At 70.9% G+C, this 18,313-nt stretch carries 12 protein-coding genes and 1 pseudogene; 1 reads left to right on the forward strand and 12 read right to left on the reverse strand.

The genetic code is table 11. The features are described 5' to 3' along the window. Nucleotides 1–37: 37 nt before the first annotated feature. The 9 genes from ACZ5CR_RS19355 to bldG all read right to left on the reverse strand — a co-directional run bounded on the left by ACZ5CR_RS19355 (nucleotide 38) and on the right by bldG (nucleotide 14,491). A complete protein-coding gene (locus ACZ5CR_RS19355) occupies nucleotides 38–1,243 on the reverse strand; it encodes a DNA polymerase III subunit delta' (protein WP_468859019.1) in 1,206 nt (401 codons plus the stop codon). A gap of 127 nt (nucleotides 1,244–1,370) precedes the next feature. Next, a complete protein-coding gene (gene tmk, locus ACZ5CR_RS19360; protein ID WP_468859021.1) occupies nucleotides 1,371–4,562 on the reverse strand; it encodes a dTMP kinase in 3,192 nt (1,063 codons plus the stop codon). 167 nt (nucleotides 4,563–4,729) lie between these two features. After that, nucleotides 4,730–7,564 (reverse strand): type I DNA topoisomerase, encoded by a 2,835-nt coding sequence (gene topA / locus ACZ5CR_RS19365; RefSeq protein ID WP_468859023.1) that lies wholly within the window; start codon nucleotides 7,562–7,564, stop codon nucleotides 4,730–4,732. Nucleotides 7,565–7,894: 330 nt separating this feature from the next. Continuing rightward, nucleotides 7,895–8,092: a hypothetical protein gene (locus ACZ5CR_RS19370; protein ID WP_468859025.1), complete on the reverse strand. Its 198-nt coding sequence runs from the start codon at nucleotides 8,090–8,092 to the stop codon at nucleotides 7,895–7,897. 297 nt (nucleotides 8,093–8,389) lie between these two features. Next, entirely contained in the window at nucleotides 8,390–9,922 is a 1,533-nt protein-coding gene (locus ACZ5CR_RS19375) for a DUF7059 domain-containing protein (protein ID WP_468859026.1), read from the reverse strand. Nucleotides 9,923–10,058: 136 nt separating this feature from the next. Next, nucleotides 10,059–10,640, reverse strand: coding sequence for a small secreted protein (locus ACZ5CR_RS19380; protein ID WP_389902076.1), 582 nt, complete (start codon nucleotides 10,638–10,640; stop codon nucleotides 10,059–10,061). Between the two features lie 199 nt (nucleotides 10,641–10,839). Next, entirely contained in the window at nucleotides 10,840–13,248 is a 2,409-nt protein-coding gene (locus tag ACZ5CR_RS19385; protein WP_468859028.1) for a sodium-translocating pyrophosphatase, read from the reverse strand. Nucleotides 13,249–13,598: 350 nt separating this feature from the next. Beyond that, nucleotides 13,599–14,036, reverse strand: coding sequence for an ATP-binding protein (locus ACZ5CR_RS19390; protein ID WP_468859030.1), 438 nt, complete (start codon nucleotides 14,034–14,036; stop codon nucleotides 13,599–13,601). 113 nt (nucleotides 14,037–14,149) lie between these two features. Next, on the reverse strand, nucleotides 14,150–14,491 hold the full coding sequence (gene bldG / locus ACZ5CR_RS19395) for an anti-sigma factor antagonist BldG (protein ID WP_003975386.1): 342 nt from the start codon (nucleotides 14,489–14,491) through the stop codon (nucleotides 14,150–14,152). 80 nt (nucleotides 14,492–14,571) lie between these two features. Between bldG and ACZ5CR_RS19400 the strand changes: the two genes are divergently transcribed. Next, nucleotides 14,572–17,025: a DEAD/DEAH box helicase gene (locus tag ACZ5CR_RS19400; RefSeq protein WP_468859032.1), complete on the forward strand. Its 2,454-nt coding sequence runs from the start codon at nucleotides 14,572–14,574 to the stop codon at nucleotides 17,023–17,025. A 294-nt stretch (nucleotides 17,026–17,319) separates the two neighbouring features. On the opposite strand, the pseudogene ACZ5CR_RS19405 reads toward ACZ5CR_RS19400, so the two are convergent. The 3 genes and pseudogenes from ACZ5CR_RS19405 to ACZ5CR_RS19415 form a co-directional block, all read right to left on the reverse strand. After that, nucleotides 17,320–17,535, reverse strand: a pseudogene (locus ACZ5CR_RS19405) (Rv3654c family TadE-like protein); the annotation flags it as partial. Nucleotides 17,536–17,618: 83 nt separating this feature from the next. Further along, nucleotides 17,619–18,023: a TadE family type IV pilus minor pilin gene (locus ACZ5CR_RS19410; RefSeq protein ID WP_468859034.1), complete on the reverse strand. Its 405-nt coding sequence runs from the start codon at nucleotides 18,021–18,023 to the stop codon at nucleotides 17,619–17,621. Continuing rightward, nucleotides 18,010–18,258: a DUF4244 domain-containing protein gene (locus ACZ5CR_RS19415; protein WP_468859223.1), complete on the reverse strand. Its 249-nt coding sequence runs from the start codon at nucleotides 18,256–18,258 to the stop codon at nucleotides 18,010–18,012. The genes ACZ5CR_RS19410 and ACZ5CR_RS19415 overlap by 14 nt, the downstream gene beginning before the upstream one ends. Nucleotides 18,259–18,313: the final 55 nt, after the last annotated feature.

The following is an 18,313-nucleotide window of genomic DNA, read 5'->3' on the forward strand; positions in this document are numbered from 1 at the left end:
CTCGGTCAACCCTCCTGCCGGAGGCCTGCGCGAGGCCCTAGCCCGCCCGCAGCGCCACCGTCATCGCCTCCACCGCGAGCAGCGGCGCCACGTTCCGGTCCAGGGCGGTGCGGCAGGCTCCGATCGCCTCGATGCGGCGCAGCGTCGACTCGGGCGAGGCGCCGCGCGCCAGGCGCTCCAGCATGTCGAGCACCTCCGTGTTGGCCAGCGCGACGCGGGAGCCGAGCTGCAGGGTGAGCACGTCGCGGTAGACACCGGTCAGCTCGATGAGTGCGAGGTCGAGGCTGTCGCGCTGGGTGCGGGTCCTTCGGCGCTTCTGCCGGTCCTCGAGTTCCTTCATGGCGCCCGCCGTGCCGCGCGGCATCCGGCCGCCCTTCTCCGCGCCGAGAGCCGCCTTCAGGTCGTCGGTCTCCTTGACGTCGACCTCCTCCGCGACCTGCTTCGCGTCGTCCCCGGCCGTGTCGATCAGCTCCTGCGCGGCCTTCAGGCAGCCGCCGATCTCAGCCACCCGCATCGGCAGCTTGAGCACGGCGGCGCGGCGCTCTCGCGCCCTCGGGTCGGTCGCGAGGCGACGGGCGCGGCCGATGTGCCCCTGGGTGGCGCGCGCGGCGGCCGCGGCGACGTCCGGCTCGATGCCGTCGCGCCGGATGAGCACGTCCGCGACGGCGTCCACCGGAGGCGTACGCAGCGTCAGATGGCGGCAGCGGGAGCGGATCGTGGGCAGCACGTCCTCCAGCGAGGGCGCGCAGAGCAGCCATACGGTGCGGGGGGCGGGCTCTTCCACGGCCTTCAGGATGACGTTGCCCGCGCCCTCGGTGAGGCGGTCGGCGTCCTCCAGGACGATGACCTGCCAGCGGCCGCCCGCGGGCGACAACTGGGCCCGTCTGACCAGCTCGCGGGTCTCCTTGACGCCGATGGACAGCAGGTCCGTACGCACCACTTCGACGTCGGCGTGGGTGCCGACCAGGCTGGTGTGGCATCCGTCGCAGAAACCGCAGCCGGGGGAGCCGCCGAGCGCGCGGTCCGGGCTGGTGCACTGGAGCGCGGCGGCGAAGGAGCGGGCGGCGGTGGACCGCCCGGAGCCTGGCGGTCCGGTGAACAGCCAGGCGTGCGTCATCTTCGACGCCTCGGGCCGCGGAGCGCCCGTGGCCACGGCGGTGACCAGCGCGTCGGCGTCCCGAGCGGCGGCGCTGAGCTGCTCACTCACCCGCTCCTGGCCCACCAGGTCGTCCCATACGGTCATCGGTCACCGCCTCCGCCCTGCACACCTGCGTCGCACACGTCGCACTCGTCGCGCACGTCGCTCGTCACGCTGTCGCATTCATTGTGGAGCACGCCACTGACAACGCGGTCCGCTCGCCCAGCGAGGCTCAGCGCCGACTCCGGCCCCGACCGCCCCGGCCGTCCTCGTCCTCGTCCCGCGCGCCCAGCAACTCGTCCGCCAGCGTGGGCAGATCATCCAGCGGAGTCTCCTCCGCCCAGTCCGAGCGGGGACGCTGCCGAGGCTGCCCCTGCTCGTCGACCTGAGGCAGCTCACGGGTCTGGTCGTTCCCGCCGCCGGGCGAAGGCTCAGCCTTGGGCCGCTCATCGCGGAAGTACCCCGGCGGCACCTTGTCCTCCTGCACAGCAGGCAGCACGGCCGTCTCGTCGGCAGCCCCCGGCACCGGCGGCTGCGGCAGCACCTCGGTCTCGTCCGAGCCGGACGCGTCCCGCACCGCGGGCAGCACCGCCGTCTCGTCCGCGGCGGAAGCCGGAGCCGCGTCGGGCTTCACGATGGGCGTGGGCACCGTCGTCTCGTTGTCCGGCACAGCGTCCGAAGGCGAACCCGAAGCCGAACCCGACCCCGACGGGGAACCCGAAGCCGAACCCGAAGGGGAAGCAACCGCCGTCGAAGAAGTCGAAGCAGCCGAAGCAGCCGAAGAAGTCGTAGAAGTCGTAGAAGTCGAAGCACTCGTAGCCGTCGCAGCAGCAGCCGCAGCCTCCGCCGAAGCCGCCGCCAACCGCCGCGCCTCCTCGGCCCGCAGCAGCGCCTCCTCGGCCTTACGCTGCTTCTCGGCCCGCCGCGCCTCGGCCTCGGCCCGCAGCCGCGCCTCTTCCTCCGCCTCGCGGCGGCGCCGCGCCTCCTCGGCCGCCCGCACCTTCTCCTCGGCGAGCAGGCGTGCCTGCTCCTCCTCGGCCCGGCGCTTGGCCTCCTCGGCGCGCTGCCTGGCCTCCTCTGCCTGGCGCTCGGCCTCGCGGCGCTGCGCCTCCTCCAGCTCGCGGCGCTTGCGCTCCTCCTCCTCGGCGCGGAGCTTGGCGAGCTGCTCCTGGCGCTCGCGCTCGACCCGCTCCTCCTCGGCCTTGCGCGCGGCTTCTTCCTCGGCCTTGCGGCGCGCCTCTTCCTCGGCTGCCTTGCGGGCCTCCTCCTGCGCCTTCACCTCGGCCTCGGAGAGCGGCAGCATCAGGTCGAGCCGGTGCCGGGCCACGGTCGTGACCGCCTCCGGCTCCTGGGCGGCGTCGATCACCAGGTACCGCCCCGGGTCGGCCGCGGCCAGCGTCAGGAAACCGGAGCGCACGCGCGCGTGGAACTCGGCGGGCTCCGACTCAAGACGGTCGGGTGCCTCGGTGAACCGCTCCCTGGCCGCTTCCGGGGAGACGTCGAGCAGGACCGTCAGATGCGGCACGAGCCCCGCCGTCGCCCACCGGGAGATGCGGGCGATCTCGGTCGGGGACAGATCGCGCCCCGCACCCTGATACGCCACGGACGAGTCGATGTACCGGTCGGAGATGACGACAGCGCCGCGCTCAAGAGCGGGACGTACGACCGTGTCGACGTGCTCGGCGCGGTCGGCCGCGTACAGAAGTGCCTCGGCGCGGTGCGAGAGACCGGCCGACGACACGTCGAGCAGGATCGACCGCAGCCGCTTCCCGACCGGCGTGGCACCCGGCTCCCGCGTCACGACGACCTCGTGGCCCTTGGCCCGGATCCACTCGGCGAGCGCCTCGGCCTGCGTCGACTTGCCCGCGCCGTCGCCGCCCTCCAGGGCGATGAAGAATCCCGCGGTCGCGATCCCCTGCACGGGGTCGTCGCCGCCGCGCAGCGCGTCCCGGAGGTCGTGCCGCAGCGGCACGCCCTGCCTGTCGTCGATCTTGGCGAGGACCAGCGCGGCCACCGGCAGGAGCAGCGCGCCCACCAGCATCAGCGTGAAGGCGGCGCCTCCGTGGTCGAACACGAACTTGCCGTTGACGAAGCGGTGCGGGCCGATCGCCGCCGCGACCAAGGGGGCGACGAGCGCGCCGAGCGCGATGAAGAGGCGTACGACCGCCTGGAGGTGTTCCGTCGTGCGCGCCCTGCGGTAGTCCTCGACCTCCTGGTCGAGCAGCGCGTGCCCGGTGTGCGCGGCGATGCCCGCGGCCACCCCGGTGAGCACCAGGAGCAGCAGCACGGTCGTCACGTCGGGCACGAGACCGGCGGCGAGCAGCGCGACGCCGGTGAGGGCGATCGCGAGCGCGAGCAGTCGGCGGCGCGGGAGCGTGGGCAGCAGGGACGGCGCGGTGCGGATGCCGACGGCGGTGCCGCCGGTCAGCGCGAGGACGACGAGGCCGTACGTGACGGGCCCGCCGTCGAGGTCCTTGGCGTGCAGCACGGCGACCGCCACGGCGGCGGCGACGGCCCCGGCGACCGCGGCGCAGGCGGCGATGAGCAGCGGGATCGCGCCGGTGCGGCCCTTGTCGGTACCGCTGCCGGTGCGCGGCCTGCGCAGCCCTTCGAGCGGGCTACGCGCGCGTGGCGTCTGCGTGGCGGGAAGTTCGAGGAAGTAGACGATCGAGAGGGAGGCGGCGAAGAGGCCTGCGGCGACGAACGAGCCGAGCCCCGCCTGGTGCAGCTCGAACCAGTCGAGCCCGGCGCCCAGGAGGTTGCCGACCAGCGTGACGGCGACGAGCGCGGCGGCCGCGATGGGCAGCGCCACGAATCCCGTACGCAGCGACAGGCGCCGCAGTGCGTCCATGTGGTCCGGCAGCGGCCGTACCGTCGCGCCCTCCAGGGGCGGCGCGGGCAAGAGCGCGGGCGCCGCGCTCTCCCGGCAGACCGTCCAGAAGCGCTCGGCGACTCCGATCACGAAGGCGGTGACGAGCAGTACCGCGAGCGCGTTGTCCGGCGTCCAGTCGATCCACAGCGGCGCGACGACGAGCAGCGCGGCCCGCAGACCGTCCGCCACGACCATCGTCCAGCGCCGGTCGAGCGGCCCGTCCGGTGAGGTGATCGAGCTCAGCGGTCCCAGAAGTACCGCTCCGAAGAGCAGTGTCGCGAGAACGCGTGCCCCGAAGACAGCGGTGACGGCGACCGCCACCCCTCGGTAGCCGCCCCCGAACGCCCCCTCGGCGATGGCCGCTTGCAGCGCGAGCACCACCAGGACAAGGAGGGCGAGGGCGTCGCCGACACCGCCGACGAGCTGGGCGCTCCAGAGGCGCTTCAGCTGCGGCACGCGCAACAAGGCGCGGACAGCACGCTCTCGCGAATCTGCGACCAGGGCGTCGTCGGGGGTCGGGTTTCCGACCGTTGGCTGCTCGGCACGCGTCATCCGTCCAGCCTATCTGGACGGTGCGACACCCCGAAGGGGCGCCCGAACAAACGGGCGCCCCTTCAGTTCACACATTCACAGCGCCGCGCAGAAAGACGTACAGAACGACGCACGCTGCCCTAAGCGGCTACTCGACTACCCCGCTACCCCACCACTCGACTACTCGACTACTCGGCGTCGGACGCCTTGGCCGCCGAAGCCGTGGTCTTCTTGGCGGCGGCCGTCTTCGTAGTGGTCTTCTTCGCAGCCGTCGTCTTCTTGGCGGCCGTTTTCTTCGCGGCCGTCGTCTTCTTGGCCGCGGTCTTCTTGGCGGGGGCCTTCTTCGCCGCCTTCTTGGCGGTCTTCTTGGCCGGACCCTTCGCCCGCTTCTCCTCGAGCAGTTCGTAGCCGCGCTCGGGAGTGATGTCCTCGACGCTGTCGGCGGCCCGCAGCGTCGCGTTCGTCTCGCCGTCGGTGACGTACGCCCCGAAGCGGCCGTCCTTGACGACGACCGGCTTCTTGCTGACCGGGTCCTCGCCGAGCTCCTTCAGCGGCGGCTTGGCCGCGGCCCGCCCGCGCTGCTTGGGCTGGGCGTAGATCGCGAGGGCCTCTTCCAACGTGATGTTGAAGAGCTGCTCCTCGGCCTCCAGGGACCGCGAGTCCGTGCCCTTCTTCAGGTACGGGCCGTAGCGGCCGTTCTGCGCGGTGATCTCCACACCTTCGGCGTCGGCCCCGACCACGCGCGGCAGGGACATCAGCTTCAGGGCGTCCGCGAGCGTCACCGTGTCGAGTGACATGGACTTGAAGAGCGAGGCCGTGCGCGGCTTGACCGCCTTCTTGCCCGTCTTCGGGGTGCCCTCGGGGAGCACCTCGGTGACGTAGGGGCCGTAACGGCCGTCCCTGGCGATGATCTCGTGGCCCGACGTGGGGTCGGTGCCGAGCGCGAAGTCACCGCTCGGCTTGGCGAGCAGTTCCTCGGCGTACTCGACGGTCAGCTCGTCCGGCGGCAGGTCGTCGGGCACGTCGGCGCGCTGGTGGCCCTCCGCGTCCTTCTCGCCCCGCTCGATGTACGGGCCGTAGCGGCCGACGCGCAGCAGGATGCCGTCGCCGACGGGGAAGGAGGAGATCTCCCGGGCGTCGATCGCGCCCAGGTCGGTCACCAGTTCCTTGAGCCCGCCGAGGTGGTCGCCGTCGCCGTTGCCCGCGTTGGACGCGGCCCCCGCGTCGTCGCCCTCGCCGAAGTAGAACCGCCTCAGCCACGGCACGGCCTGCGCCTCGCCCCGCGCGATGCGGTCGAGGTCGTCCTCCATGCGTGCGGTGAAGTCGTAGTCGACGAGGCGCCCGAAGTGCGTCTCCAGGAGGTTGACCACGGCGAAGGACAAGAAGGAGGGCACAAGGGCCGTGCCCTTCTTGAAGACGTAGCCGCGGTCGAGGATCGTGCCGAGGATCGACGCGTACGTCGACGGGCGGCCGATCTCACGCTCTTCGAGCTCCTTGACCAGCGAGGCCTCGGTGTAGCGGGCCGGCGGCTTGGTCGCGTGGCCGTCGACCGAGATCTCGTCGGCGGACAGCGCGTCGCCCTCGCTGACCTGCGGCAGCCTGCGCTCGCGGTCGTCGAGCTCGGCATTCGGGTCGTCCGCGCCCTCTACGTAGGCCTTCATGAAGCCGTGGAAGGTGATGGTCTTGCCGGACGCGCTGAACTCGGCGTCGCGGCCGTCGGCGGCCGTGCCACCGATCTTGACCGTGACGGAGTTGCCGACCGCGTCCTTCATCTGGGAGGCGACGGTCCGCTTCCAGATCAGCTCGTAGAGCCGGAACTGGTCACCGGTGAGGCCGGTCTCGGCGGGCGTGCGGAAACGATCACCCGAAGGGCGGATCGCCTCGTGCGCCTCCTGCGCGTTCTTGACCTTCCCGGCGTACGTACGGGGCTTGTCCGGCAGGTAGTCGCTGCCGTACAGCTGCGTGACCTGCGCGCGAGCGGCGGTGATCGCCGTGTCGGACAGCGTCGTGGAGTCCGTACGCATGTAGGTGATGAAGCCGTTCTCGTACAGCTTCTGGGCCACCTGCATCGTGGCCTTCGCGCCGAAGCCGAGCTTACGGCTGGCCTCCTGCTGCAGCGTCGTCGTACGGAACGGCGCGTACGGAGAGCGGCGGTAGGGCTTGGACTCGACGGAGCGGACCGCGAACCGGGTGTTCTCAAGGGCCGCGGCGAGCGAACGGGCGTTCGTCTCGTCCAGGTGCAGCGTTTCGGACTTGAGCTGTCCGACCGAGTTGAAGTCGCGGCCCTGCGCGATGCGCTTGCCGTCGACCGTGGTGAGACGCGCGACCAGCTGCGAGGGGTCGGACGCGTCGCCGGTGCGGCCCGTGCCAAAGGTGCCCGTCAGGTCCCAGTACTCGGCGGAGCGGAAGGCGATGCGCTCGCGCTCACGCTCGACGACGAGGCGGGTCGCCACGGACTGGACACGGCCCGCCGACAGGCGCGGCATGACCTTCTTCCACAGGACCGGCGAGACCTCGTAGCCGTAGAGACGGTCGAGGATGCGGCGGGTCTCCTGGGCGTCGACCATGCGCTTGTTGAGCTCGCGCGGGTTGGCGACGGCGCCCTGGATCGCGGCCTTGGTGATCTCGTGGAACACCATGCGCTTGACCGGGACCTTGGGCTTCAGGACCTCGAGGAGGTGCCACGCGATGGCTTCGCCCTCGCGGTCCTCATCGGTGGCGAGGAAGAGTTCGTCGGAGTCCTTCAGCAGGTCTTTGAGCTTCTTGACCTGCGCCTTCTTGTCGGAGTTGACGACATAGATGGGCTCGAAGTCGTTATCGACGTCCACGCCGAGACGGCGCACCTCGCCGGTGTACTTGTCGGGGACCTCCGCGGCGCCGTTCGGGAGGTCGCGGATGTGCCCGACGCTTGCCTCGACTACGTAGCCGGGGCCGAGGTAACCCTTGATCGTCTTCGCCTTGGCAGGCGACTCGACGATGACGAGTCGGCGGCCGCCCTTTGCGGTCTCGCTGGTCGGGGACAACTTCGCTCTTCTCTCCGGTCGGTACTCGGTGGCCGCGGTGCGTGGCCTCGTGGCCGCGGTGTGTGGCCTCGCTCGGTGCGCTTGAGTTGCGCTGACGCTGCGGAGTGTGACGGTACATCCCGCCCCCGTGTCAAACGGGAAAAGCCCGCAACGGCCACTCGAACGGTAACCCGACTACCGCCATTCCTGCCGCCCGGAGTAGCGACCTGCCGTTTCCCCACCTGGTTCACCACGGGCTTCACCACCGGCTACGCACCGGCTCAGCACCGGCGCCGGGCCTACGGCCCGTACGCGCCCCGCGGCCGCCGCCCGGTCACCGACCGCCTCCGCTCACAACCGAGTGAAACACCACACTCCGAGCACCAGGGCGCCCGATCCCGCGAGGGCGGCGAGTGTCGCGGATGCGACAGGGTTCACACCCTCGGCGACGGGCGCGCGGTGCGCCACACGTGCTCCGGTCCACAGCAGCAGCCCTGCTCCGAACAGCGCGAACACCGAGCCCGCGAAGATCGCTGGTCCGCTCTCCATGTCATTGCCTCCCCGTACCGAGTTCCCGGCTTGGGAACCTGACACGCCCGGGAAGCCGGGGCGCGAACCCCGGGTGAACGGAGGGCGCCCGGCCTGAAGAACCGGTCGGCGCGGGGCTCGGCCCGACCGGAACCGGCTGTCTCGGGGCCGGTTCGCACAGCCCACCTTCTCGATGTACGCCCGGCGGTCGCCGCCGCCCGTCCATCCCACCCACAACGGGGGACCGATGTCCCCAGAAACGTACGAGACGCGCCGTACGCGCACCGCCAACGGCCCGGCGGCCCTCTCACCGCGTCTCTACGACTCGACGGGCTCCAGGAAGCCCTGCTCGACGAGGAGGCGGATCTGCGAGGGCGTCCGGTCCCGCAGCAGTACGGGGTCCTCCCCCACCAGTTGGGCGATCGCGTCGAGGATCCGCCCGGCGCTCAGCGTCCCGTCGCACACGCCTGCGAAGCCCGCGCCCACCGTGTCCACCTTGGTGGCCCGCCGCATCCCGCGGTGCTGGCGCAGCACGACGTGCTCCGGGTCCTCGGCGCCGGGCAGCCCGACCTGCTCCTGCACGACCTCGTCCGCGAGCTTGAAGTGCCCGGCGAGCAGCGCGGCGTCGTCGTGCGTCCGCAGGTAGTCCTGGCGCGCGAAGAACTCCCGCACCGTGTCGCCAAGGGGCTGCTCGACGGGGTGCGGCCACTCCTCCACGGTCACGGACGGCTCGGCTCCACCGGATCCGGCACCACTCTTGCGCAGCGTGATCCACCCGAACCCGACCGCGCGCGTCTTGCGGGCCTCGAACTCGTCGAGCCACGCGTCGTACCGCTCCGCGTACTCCTGCGGGTCCGACCGGTGGTCCCCGGCGTCCCGCAGCCACAGCTCCGCGTACTGCGTGATGTCCTGCACCTCGCGCTGCACGATCCACGCGTCGCACCCGCGCGGCACCCAGGAACGGAGCCGCTCGGTCCACTCCTCGCCCTCCACGTGCTGCCAGTTGGCGAGGAAGTGCGCGTACCCCCCTTCGTTCAACCGCTCCCCCGCCTGCTGAACGAGCGACCGGCACAGATCGTCCCCGCCCATCCCGCCGTCGCGGTAGGTGAGCCGCGCCCCGGGAGAGATCACGAAGGGCGGATTGGACACGATCAGGTCGTACGTTTCCTCGCCCACGGGTTCGAACAGGGAGCCCTCCCGCAGGTCGGCATCGGGCGCCCCGGAGAGCGCGAGGGTGAGCCGTGTGATGTGCAGCGCGCGGGGATTGAGGTCGGTCGCGGTGACCCGGGTCGCGTGCTGCGCGGCGTGCAGCGCCTGGATCCCGGATCCGGTGCCGAGGTCGAGAGCACTGGCCACCGGCGTACGCACCGTGAGTCCGGCCAGCGTCGTGGACGCCCCGCCCACACCGAGTACAACCCCTTCGTCGTGGCTGCCGATGCCACCGGCACCGCCGACCGCGCACCCCAGGTCCGAGACGATGAACCAGTCCTCGCCGCTCGGCCCGCCGTAGGGCCGCACGTCCACCGTCGCCTTCAGCGCACCCTCACCGTCCGCCGCGGACAGCCAACCGCTCTCCTGTAGAGGGCCGACCGGCAGAACGGCCGCCACGCGCGCGTGCGGCACGGAACGCTGCAGCAGGAAGAGCCGTACGAGCGTCTCCAGCCGCCCTTCGCCGCGGGTGGCCCGCAGGGCGGGCACGGTCTCGCTGCGCGCGAGCGCCGTGTAGGCGGGCGCCCCGAGCAGCTCGAGCAGCCCGTCAGCGGTGAAGTCGGCCGCCAGCAGGGCTTCCCGCAACTGAGCGGAGGCGTCGGCACGATCGGACGAGGGCAGGGGGGCGCTAGCGATACTCACCCCCTCATTGTGACCCGCATCCGGCTCACCGGCGTGCCCGCCGCCGACGGGCGCGGCTGGGCGCGACACTGCCCCGACGCCCCGGGGACTCTTTCCCCGGGGCGTCGGGGCAGCAGGCGAAGGAAGGGGGCGGCCCCTAGGCCGCAGACGGCGTGGCGGAAGCCGACTTGCAACTGTCCTGCTTGCTCATCGCCTTGCCCACCTCGCCCTCCTGGAGCTTCTCAAGGGCCTCGTTGCCGCTCTTGCTCAGCTTGTCCAGCTCACCCGCGACACTCTTGAGCCCGTCGGCGAAGTCCGCCTGGTCCTTGGTGTCCAGGCCGTCGACCTTCTTCTTCAGGTCGCCGTACGACTTGGAGATGGCGTTCAGTTCCTTGACCGCGTCGTCGGTCTTCTTCTGACCGCCGTCGACCGGCGGGGCGCCCGCCTTCTTCACCGCGGCGCCCATCGACTTGTAGGCGTCGGACATGTCCTGGAACGCCTTGGAGTCGGTCTTCTGGACGTCTCCCGGCGAGCTGTTGTCCGAGGTCTCCTTCTGGATCGCCGCGTTGGCGTCGGCGATCTTCTTCGACTGCGGCTGAACCGAGTCACAGACGTCCTTGGCCCAGGAGTCCAGCTTCTCGTTGCCGTCGTCGCTGCAGCCCGACAGCGCCAGTACCAGTACCGCACCGCCGGACAGTGCGGCTGCAAGCTTCTTGTTCACCGGATTGGTCCCTTCCATGGCTCTCGGCCCCGGAACTTACACGCCAACTGGGCTACAACCGCATGTCGGGGGTCCGGTACCACCTCTATTGAAGCCATTTGCACCAAGCGCGGAGCGCGAGAGAAGGCTCACCAGACGGCTCACGAGACGCACGAAGGGCGGACGCCGCGTCAAAGCGCGCCGCCCGCCCTTGTGTTGGGCAGAGTCTGACCCGGCGTTACGAAACCACGGCCGGATCAGCCGAGTTACCTACTCGCTCCGCACCACCTTCCTCCTCGTCGCCCACGGCGATCCCTCGCCTCTTGGACACGTACACCGCGCCGACGATGACCAGGATCGAAAGCACCGCGATCAGTGCCCGCACCCCGGCGCTCGCGTCGTCCCCGTAACTGAACTGGACGACCGCCGGCGCGATGAGCAGCGCCACCAGGTTCATCACCTTCAGGAGCGGGTTGATCGCCGGCCCCGCGGTGTCCTTGAACGGGTCACCGACGGTGTCGCCGATCACCACCGCGGCGTGGGCCTCACTGCCCTTGCCGCCGTGGTGGCCGTCCTCGACGAGCTTCTTCGCGTTGTCCCAGGCGCCGCCGGAGTTGGCGAGGAAGACCGCCATCAGCGTGCCCGTGCCGATCGCGCCCGCCAGGAACGAGCCGAGCGCGCCGACGCCCAGCGAGAAGCCGACCGCGATCGGCGTGAGCACGGCGAGCAGACCTGGCGTGGCCAGCTCGCGCAGCGCGTCCTTGGTGCAGATGTCCACGACGCGCCCGTACTCGGGCTCCTCGGAGTAGTCCATGATCCCGGGGTGCTCGCGGAACTGCCGCCGCACCTCGTAGACCACCGCTCCGGCGGATCTGGACACCGCGTTGATCGCGAGCCCCGAGAAGAGGAAGACGACCGCGGCGCCCAGGATCAGGCCGACCAGGTTGTTGGGCTGCGAGATGTCCATGACCAGGTTCATCGGTGCGCCGTCGCCCATTTTCTCGCCGACGTCCTTGGCCGCGGTCGCGATGGCGTCGCGATACGAGCCGAAGAGCGCCGCGGCCGCGAGGACGGCCGTGGCGATGGCGATGCCCTTGGTGATGGCCTTGGTGGTGTTGCCGACGGCGTCCAGGTCCGTGAGGACCTGCGCGCCGGCGCCCTCGACGTCACCGGACATCTCGGCGATGCCCTGCGCGTTGTCGGAGACCGGACCGAAGGTGTCCATGGCGACGATCACGCCGACCGTGGTGAGCAGGCCGGTACCGGCGAGCGCCACCGCGAACAGGGCGAGCATGATCGACGTACCACCGAGCAGGAACGCCCCGTACACGCCGAGCCCGATCAGGAGCGCGGTGTAGACGGCCGATTCGAGGCCGAGGGAGATTCCGGCCAGGACGACGGTGGCCGGCCCTGTGAGGGAGGTCTTGCCGATGTCCTTGACCGGACGCCGGTTGGTCTCCGTGAAGTAGCCGGTGAGCTGCTGGATCAGCGCGGCCATGACGATGCCGATCGCGACGGCGACGACCGCGAGAACCCGCGGATCGCCTTCGTGACCCGCGATCGCCGGGTCCGAGACGCCGTCCAGGTCGGCGTACGACGACGGCAGGTAGACGAAGACCGCCACGGCCACGAGCGCCAGCGAGATGAACGCGGAGATGAAGAATCCGCGGTTGATGGCGGTCATCCCGCTGCGGTCGGAGCGCCGTGGTGCCACCGCGAAGATCCCGATCATCGCCGTCACGACACCGATCGCCGGAACGATCAGCGGGAAGGCGAGTCCGGAGTCGCCGAACGCCACCTTGCCGAGGATCAGCGCGGCCACCAGGGTCACGGCGTACGACTCGAAGAGGTCGGCGGCCATGCCCGCGCAGTCGCCGACGTTGTCGCCCACGTTGTCGGCGATGGTCGCGGCATTCCTCGGGTCGTCCTCCGGGATGCCCTGCTCGACCTTGCCGACCAGGTCGGCGCCGACGTCGGCGGCCTTGGTGAAGATGCCGCCGCCCACACGCATGAACATCGCGATCAGCGCCGCCCCGAGGCCGAAGCCCTCGAGGACCTTCGGCGCGTCGGCCGCGTAGACGAGCACCACACAGGAGGCGCCCAGAAGACCGAGCCCCACCGTGAACATGCCGACGACGCCACCCGTGCGGAAAGCGATCTTCATGGCCTTGTGCGAAACAGCGGTGAGATCCTTTTCGGGCTCGCCTTCCGCGGGAGTGGCCTCTCGTGCGGCTGCCGCCACACGAACATTGCTGCGTACGGCGAGCCACATGCCGATATAACCGGTCGTCGCCGAGAACACCGCACCGATCAAGAAGAAGATCGATCGGCCGGCGCGCTGATTCCAGTCGTCTGCCGGCAACAGCAGGAGCAGGAAGAACACCACGACGGCGAAAACACCGAGAGTGCGCAGCTGCCTGCCGAGATAGGCATTGGCGCCCTCCTGGATCGCCTTCGCGATCTTCTTCATGCTGTCGGTGCCCTCGGTGGCCGCGAGCACCTGGCGTACGAGCACCCAGGCGACCGCGAGCGCCGCGATCGCGACGGCCGCGATGACCATCACGATGAGGCGGTTGTCGTCGGTCAGTACTGCTGCTGCGAGGGTTGAGGGGTGGTCAAACTGATGAGGGGTAAAAAGCCCCGCCATTCGTCCTCCTTGACGCCTGGGGTGAGCTCAAGATGTGGACGGATTGTAGGGAGCGGAACCTGATCAAAACAGAGTGCCGCAAACGGAATTGGCTAGAGATTGCTTCCCAGCAAATGATCGTGGCCGCAGATTGGCCCCGAAAGCGGTAATGCCCCAAAACCGTTGACGGAGGTCGACCGTCCCGAGGCAATTGACCGGGGCAATGATCAAAGAATGATCAAATAAGAAAAAGGCCCTGCTCCGGATGGGGAGCAAGACCTTGGTGTGGCGGGAAGGGGAAGCCCGCCGAATCGGGCTTGATCAGATCAGGTCGGGCCGGATCGGACCGTGCCGGATCGGACCTCGGCCGGTCAGAGGAGCGGCGCGGGGGTCGTCGGCCACGTCATCCGGATGAGGCCGCCGTTCTCGCCCGCGGTGACCTCCACGTCGTCCACGAGCCCGCTGATGACGGCGAGACCCATCTCGTCCTCACCTTCGGCGTCCAGGTCGTCGGCCGCTCCGGGCCCCGAGCCGGGTGCGCGGTCGCCGGGCGTCGCGTGGGGGGCCTCGTCGCCGACCTCGATGGAAAACTGCTTCTCGTCCTCGATCAGGGCGACAAGAACCGGCGCCGAGACGCCGTTGCTCTGGTGCAGTCCGACGGCACGCGTGCAGGCCTCGCCGACAGCGAGTCGGACTTCGTCGAGAACGGCCTCGTCCACTCCGGCCCTGCGCGCGACCGCCGCCGCCACGAGCCGGGCGGTCCTGACGTGCTCGGGCAGCGCGCTGAATCGGAGTTCAACGGTGGCCATGCATCCCCCTCGGACATACACGCGTGCTGTCAGAGGGCCGGGCCGAGGGCCCGGTCCCCTGCTGTTCTGCCACCCCCGGGCCGATCAAGCAGCCGACCCGGGGCATCCGGCTCTCAGTCGGTGGCCGCGACCGCTTCCTCGACCGAGGTGTGAATGGGGAACACCTTGGTCAGGCCGGTGATGCGGAAGATCTTCAAAATACGTTCCTGGTTGCAGACCAGGCGCAGTGAGCCCTCATGGGCACGCACGCGCTTCAAGCCGCCGACCAGTACGCCAAGTCCGGTGGAGTCGAGGAAGTCCACGCCCTCCATGTCGACGACCAGGTGGAAACTGCCGTCGTTCACCAACTCGACCAACTGTTCGCGCAACTTGGGCGCGGTATAAACGTCGATTTCGCCACCGACCTCGACGACCGTACGATCGCCGACGGTACGGGTCGACAGGGACAGGTCCACGGATCCTCCAGCACCTTGCTATCGAGCGGTCATCCCTCGGGACACCTCGGCAGAGCCCCCAGGACGGATCGCCAGCCGCGATGGCATTCAATCACTTACCGGCAGGCGTGCACGACGCCTTGGGACCATTGTCCATCCTGCCAGTGACACACTCGGTGCCGATGGCCAACTTTCCTCCACCGGGAAGACCCTTCACGGGCGCCCCGGCACGCACGTCTCCACGGACGGTCCTGGACCGGCTCACCGCGGGGCCGAGCCGTGCTTCGCGCGTCACTCATACGGAGCACTTGCCCCCACGCGCGGCCCGATATGCAGTCTGGCCTGATCGCATTCGTTCCGAGGTCGTCGCGGCGGTGCAATCGGCCGGGATCGAGCACCCCTGGGCCCACCAGGCACTCGCCGCCGAGCACGCCCTGGACGGCGAGTCGGTCATCGTCGCCACCGGCACCGCGTCGGGAAAGTCGCTCGCCTACCTCACCCCCGTCCTCTCGGCCCTCCTCGACGGCTCAGAAGCCCCGAACGGCCGCGGCACGACCGCGCTGTACCTCGCCCCGACGAAGGCCCTGGCCGCCGACCAGCGCCGCGCCGTACGCGAACTCGCGGCGCCCCTGGGCAACGCGATCCGCCCCGCCGTGTACGACGGCGACACCCCCGTCGAAGAACGCGAATGGGTACGTCAGTACGCCAACTACGTCCTGACCAACCCCGACATGCTGCACCGCGGGATACTCCCGTCCCACCCCCGCTGGGCCTCCTTCCTGCGCGCCCTGCGCTATGTCGTCATCGACGAGTGCCACACCTACCGCGGCGTCTTCGGCTCCCACGTCGCCCAGGTCCTGCGCCGCCTGCGCCGCCTCTGCGCCCGCTACGGCTCCGACCCCGTCTTCCTCCTTGCCTCCGCCACCTCCGCCGAGCCGGCCATCGCCGCCGAACGCCTGACCGGACTGCCGGTCAAGGAGGTCGCCGACGACGCCTCACCCCGCGGCGACCTCGTCTTCGCCCTCTGGGAACCCCCGCTCACCGAGCTCCACGGCGAGAAGGGCGCCCCCGTCCGCCGCACCGCCACCGCCGAGACGGCGGACCTGCTCACCGACCTGACCGTCCAGGGCGTCCGCTCGGTCGCTTTCGTACGTTCCCGGCGCGGCGCCGAGCTGATCTCGGTGATCGCCCAGGAGCGCCTCGCGGAGGTCGACCGCGCCCTGGCCCACCGCGTGGCCGCCTACCGGGGCGGGTATCTCCCCGAGGAGCGCCGCGCCCTGGAGCGGGCCCTGCACTCCGGTGAACTCCTTGGCCTCGCGGCGACCACCGCGCTCGAACTCGGCGTGGACGTCTCCGGGTTGGACGCCGTGATCATCTCCGGCTACCCGGGGACCCGCGCCTCGCTCTGGCAGCAGGCGGGCCGCGCGGGGCGCTCCGGGCAGGGCGCGCTTGCCGTCCTCGTCGCCCGCGACGACCCGCTGGACACGTATCTCGTCCACCACCCCGAAGCGCTGTTCCAGCAGCCGGTGGAGTCGACGGTCCTCGACCCCGACAACCCGTACGTCCTCGCACCCCACCTCTGCGCGGCCGCCGCGGAACTCCCGCTCACAGAGGACGACTTGATCCTCTTCGGACCGGCCACCGAGGAGCTGCTCCCGCAGTTGGAGGCCGCGAAGCTGCTGCGCCGCCGTACGAAGGCCTGGCACTGGACCCGCAGGGAGCGGGCCGCCGACCTCACCGACATCCGCGGCGAGGGCGGGAAGCCCATCCAGATCGTCGAGGAGGGCACGGGCAGGCTGCTCGGCACCGTCGACGCGTCCGCCGCGCACTCCGCCGTCCACGAGGGGGCGGTCCACCTTCACCAGGGCCGTACGTATCTCGTGCGCCGCCTGGATCTGGAGGACTCGGTCGCCCTGGTCGAGGAGGCCGGTCCGCCGTACTCCACGACGGCCCGGGACACCACGGCCATCTCCATCCTGGAGACGGACACCGAGATCCCCTGGGGGTCGGGCCGCCTCTGCTACGGCTCCGTCGAAGTCACCAACCAGGTCGTCTCCTTCCTGCGCCGCAGGCTGATCACCGGGGAGGTCCTCGGCGAGACCAAGCTGGACCTGCCGCCCCGCACCCTGCGCACCCGTGCGGTCTGGTGGACGGTCACCGAGGACCAGCTGGACGCCGCCCGCGTCAGTCCGGAGATCCTCGGCGGCGCCCTGCACGCCGCCGAGCACGCCTCCATCGGCATGCTGCCGCTCTTCGCGACCTGCGACCGCTGGGACATCGGCGGCGTCTCCGTGCCGCTTCATCCGGACACGCTCCTGCCGACCGTCTTCGTGTACGACGGCCATCCGGGCGGTGCGGGATTCGCCGAGCGGGCCTTCCACACGGCCCGCGAGTGGCTGACCGCCACCCGCCAGGCCATCGCCTCCTGCGAGTGCGAGGCCGGCTGCCCGTCCTGCATCCAGTCCCCGAAGTGCGGCAACGGCAACGACCCTCTGCACAAACGCGGCGCGGTCCGTCTGCTCTCCACCCTGCTCAAGGACGCACCCGCCCCCTGAGGGGCATCGGCGGATCGCACCGCCACCGGGTGCTGGGGTCGCCGCCCCCGGCAACGCGAGGTGCGCAGCGGATCGCCACACGGCAGAACGCGCCGCCCTCACCTCAGGCTTCCGTCCAGCAGGCCCCTCAGGGCGGTCTGGCAGCTCTCTGGCGGCTCGCGCCGACCCGGGGTCCGCCCGACGCCCGGCGCGCGCCACAGCCCCCGCTCCGGGCGTCGGCGCAATCGGCCCCGCCGGGCCCGCCCTGGACCTGACCTCCGTCACGAACGGGCCGAAGCCCGCCGCCGCGGTGACGTCCGCGATCTCGCCCCTCACCGCGCACCGCACGACGCGCACCCCCTGCGCCTCGGCCACCCGCCCGGCATCGGCACACGCCCCGGAACGCCCCTCCATCCAGTGGTCCGCCGCCGCGAGCGCCGCCAAATCGGCCGCGCCGCCCGCTCGATGGCGGGCGACGATCACCTGCCCCATCGCGAGGACCGCGCCGCAGATCACGCACAGCACGGCCATCACGACGACGACCCACACCGTGGCGGCTCCCCGGTCGCCCTGGTCCGACACCGGCCCGGCGGTCCGCCACCCGGCCCGCCCCCTCACGCGCGCACCCCCAGGGTCTCCCCCACCGTCTCCTCCGCCGACGCCACCGCTTCCGACCGCAGCCGAAGACCGAGCCCAAGCACCTCAGGGCCCGGCGAGTCCGCCACGACCTCCACCCGCACCAGGTCCCCGTCCCGCCGCACGGCCACCGACGCTCCACGCGGCGCCGCCTGCCGGGCCGCCGCCACGGCCGCGCTCTCGGGGTCCTGCCGGGCCATCGCGCGCGCCCCTGCCCGTGCCGCGTCCACGCACTGGATCTGCGCGGACGCGGTCAACAAAGCCCAGACCAGCGCCATCGTGAACAGCACGAGCGTGGGAAGGACCACGGCCGCCTCAGCCGTCACGAACCCCTGGTCCCCGTGGCGCCCGCGGCTGCCCCCGGGCCCCTTAGAACTGGACATCGAGCGCCTTCTCCACAACCGCCTGCAACGCCGCCCTGACCTGCCCGCTCGTCACCACCTTGTAGAGCAGTCCGGCGAACCCCACCGCCGCGATGAGCCCCATCGCGTACTCCGAGGTGACCATCCCCACATCCCCTCGAAGCGCCCGCACCACCCGAGCCGCACGCACCGCCCGAGCCGCACGCGCCGCACGCGCCCTGCACCGCGACGCCCGTACACACACCTGTCCCCACATCTCAACCCCCATGAAATTTCCGTCCGTTCAGAACACGGCAGCCACGCCTCTCGCG

The sequence above is a fragment of the Streptomyces sp. NPDC031274 genome (assembly GCF_055570235.1).

Excerpts from the sequence above, each read along its gene's own strand:
- ACZ5CR_RS19355 (WP_468859019.1), bottom strand. The coding sequence starts at position 1,243 with ATGACCGTATGGGACGACCTGGTGGGCCAGGAGCGGGTGAGTGAGCAG.
- tmk (WP_468859021.1), bottom strand. The coding sequence starts at position 4,562 with ATGACGCGTGCCGAGCAGCCAACGGTCGGAAACCCGACCCCCGACGAC.
- ACZ5CR_RS19370 (WP_468859025.1), bottom strand. The coding sequence starts at position 8,092 with ATGGAGAGCGGACCAGCGATCTTCGCGGGCTCGGTGTTCGCGCTGTTC.
- ACZ5CR_RS19380 (WP_389902076.1), bottom strand. The coding sequence starts at position 10,640 with ATGGAAGGGACCAATCCGGTGAACAAGAAGCTTGCAGCCGCACTGTCC.
- ACZ5CR_RS19385 (WP_468859028.1), bottom strand. The coding sequence starts at position 13,248 with ATGGCGGGGCTTTTTACCCCTCATCAGTTTGACCACCCCTCAACCCTC.
- ACZ5CR_RS19390 (WP_468859030.1), bottom strand. The coding sequence starts at position 14,036 with ATGGCCACCGTTGAACTCCGATTCAGCGCGCTGCCCGAGCACGTCAGG.
- ACZ5CR_RS19400 (WP_468859032.1), top strand. The coding sequence starts at position 14,572 with ATGGCATTCAATCACTTACCGGCAGGCGTGCACGACGCCTTGGGACCA.
- ACZ5CR_RS19410 (WP_468859034.1), bottom strand. The coding sequence starts at position 18,023 with ATGTCCAGTTCTAAGGGGCCCGGGGGCAGCCGCGGGCGCCACGGGGAC.
- ACZ5CR_RS19415 (WP_468859223.1), bottom strand. The coding sequence starts at position 18,258 with ATGTGGGGACAGGTGTGTGTACGGGCGTCGCGGTGCAGGGCGCGTGCG.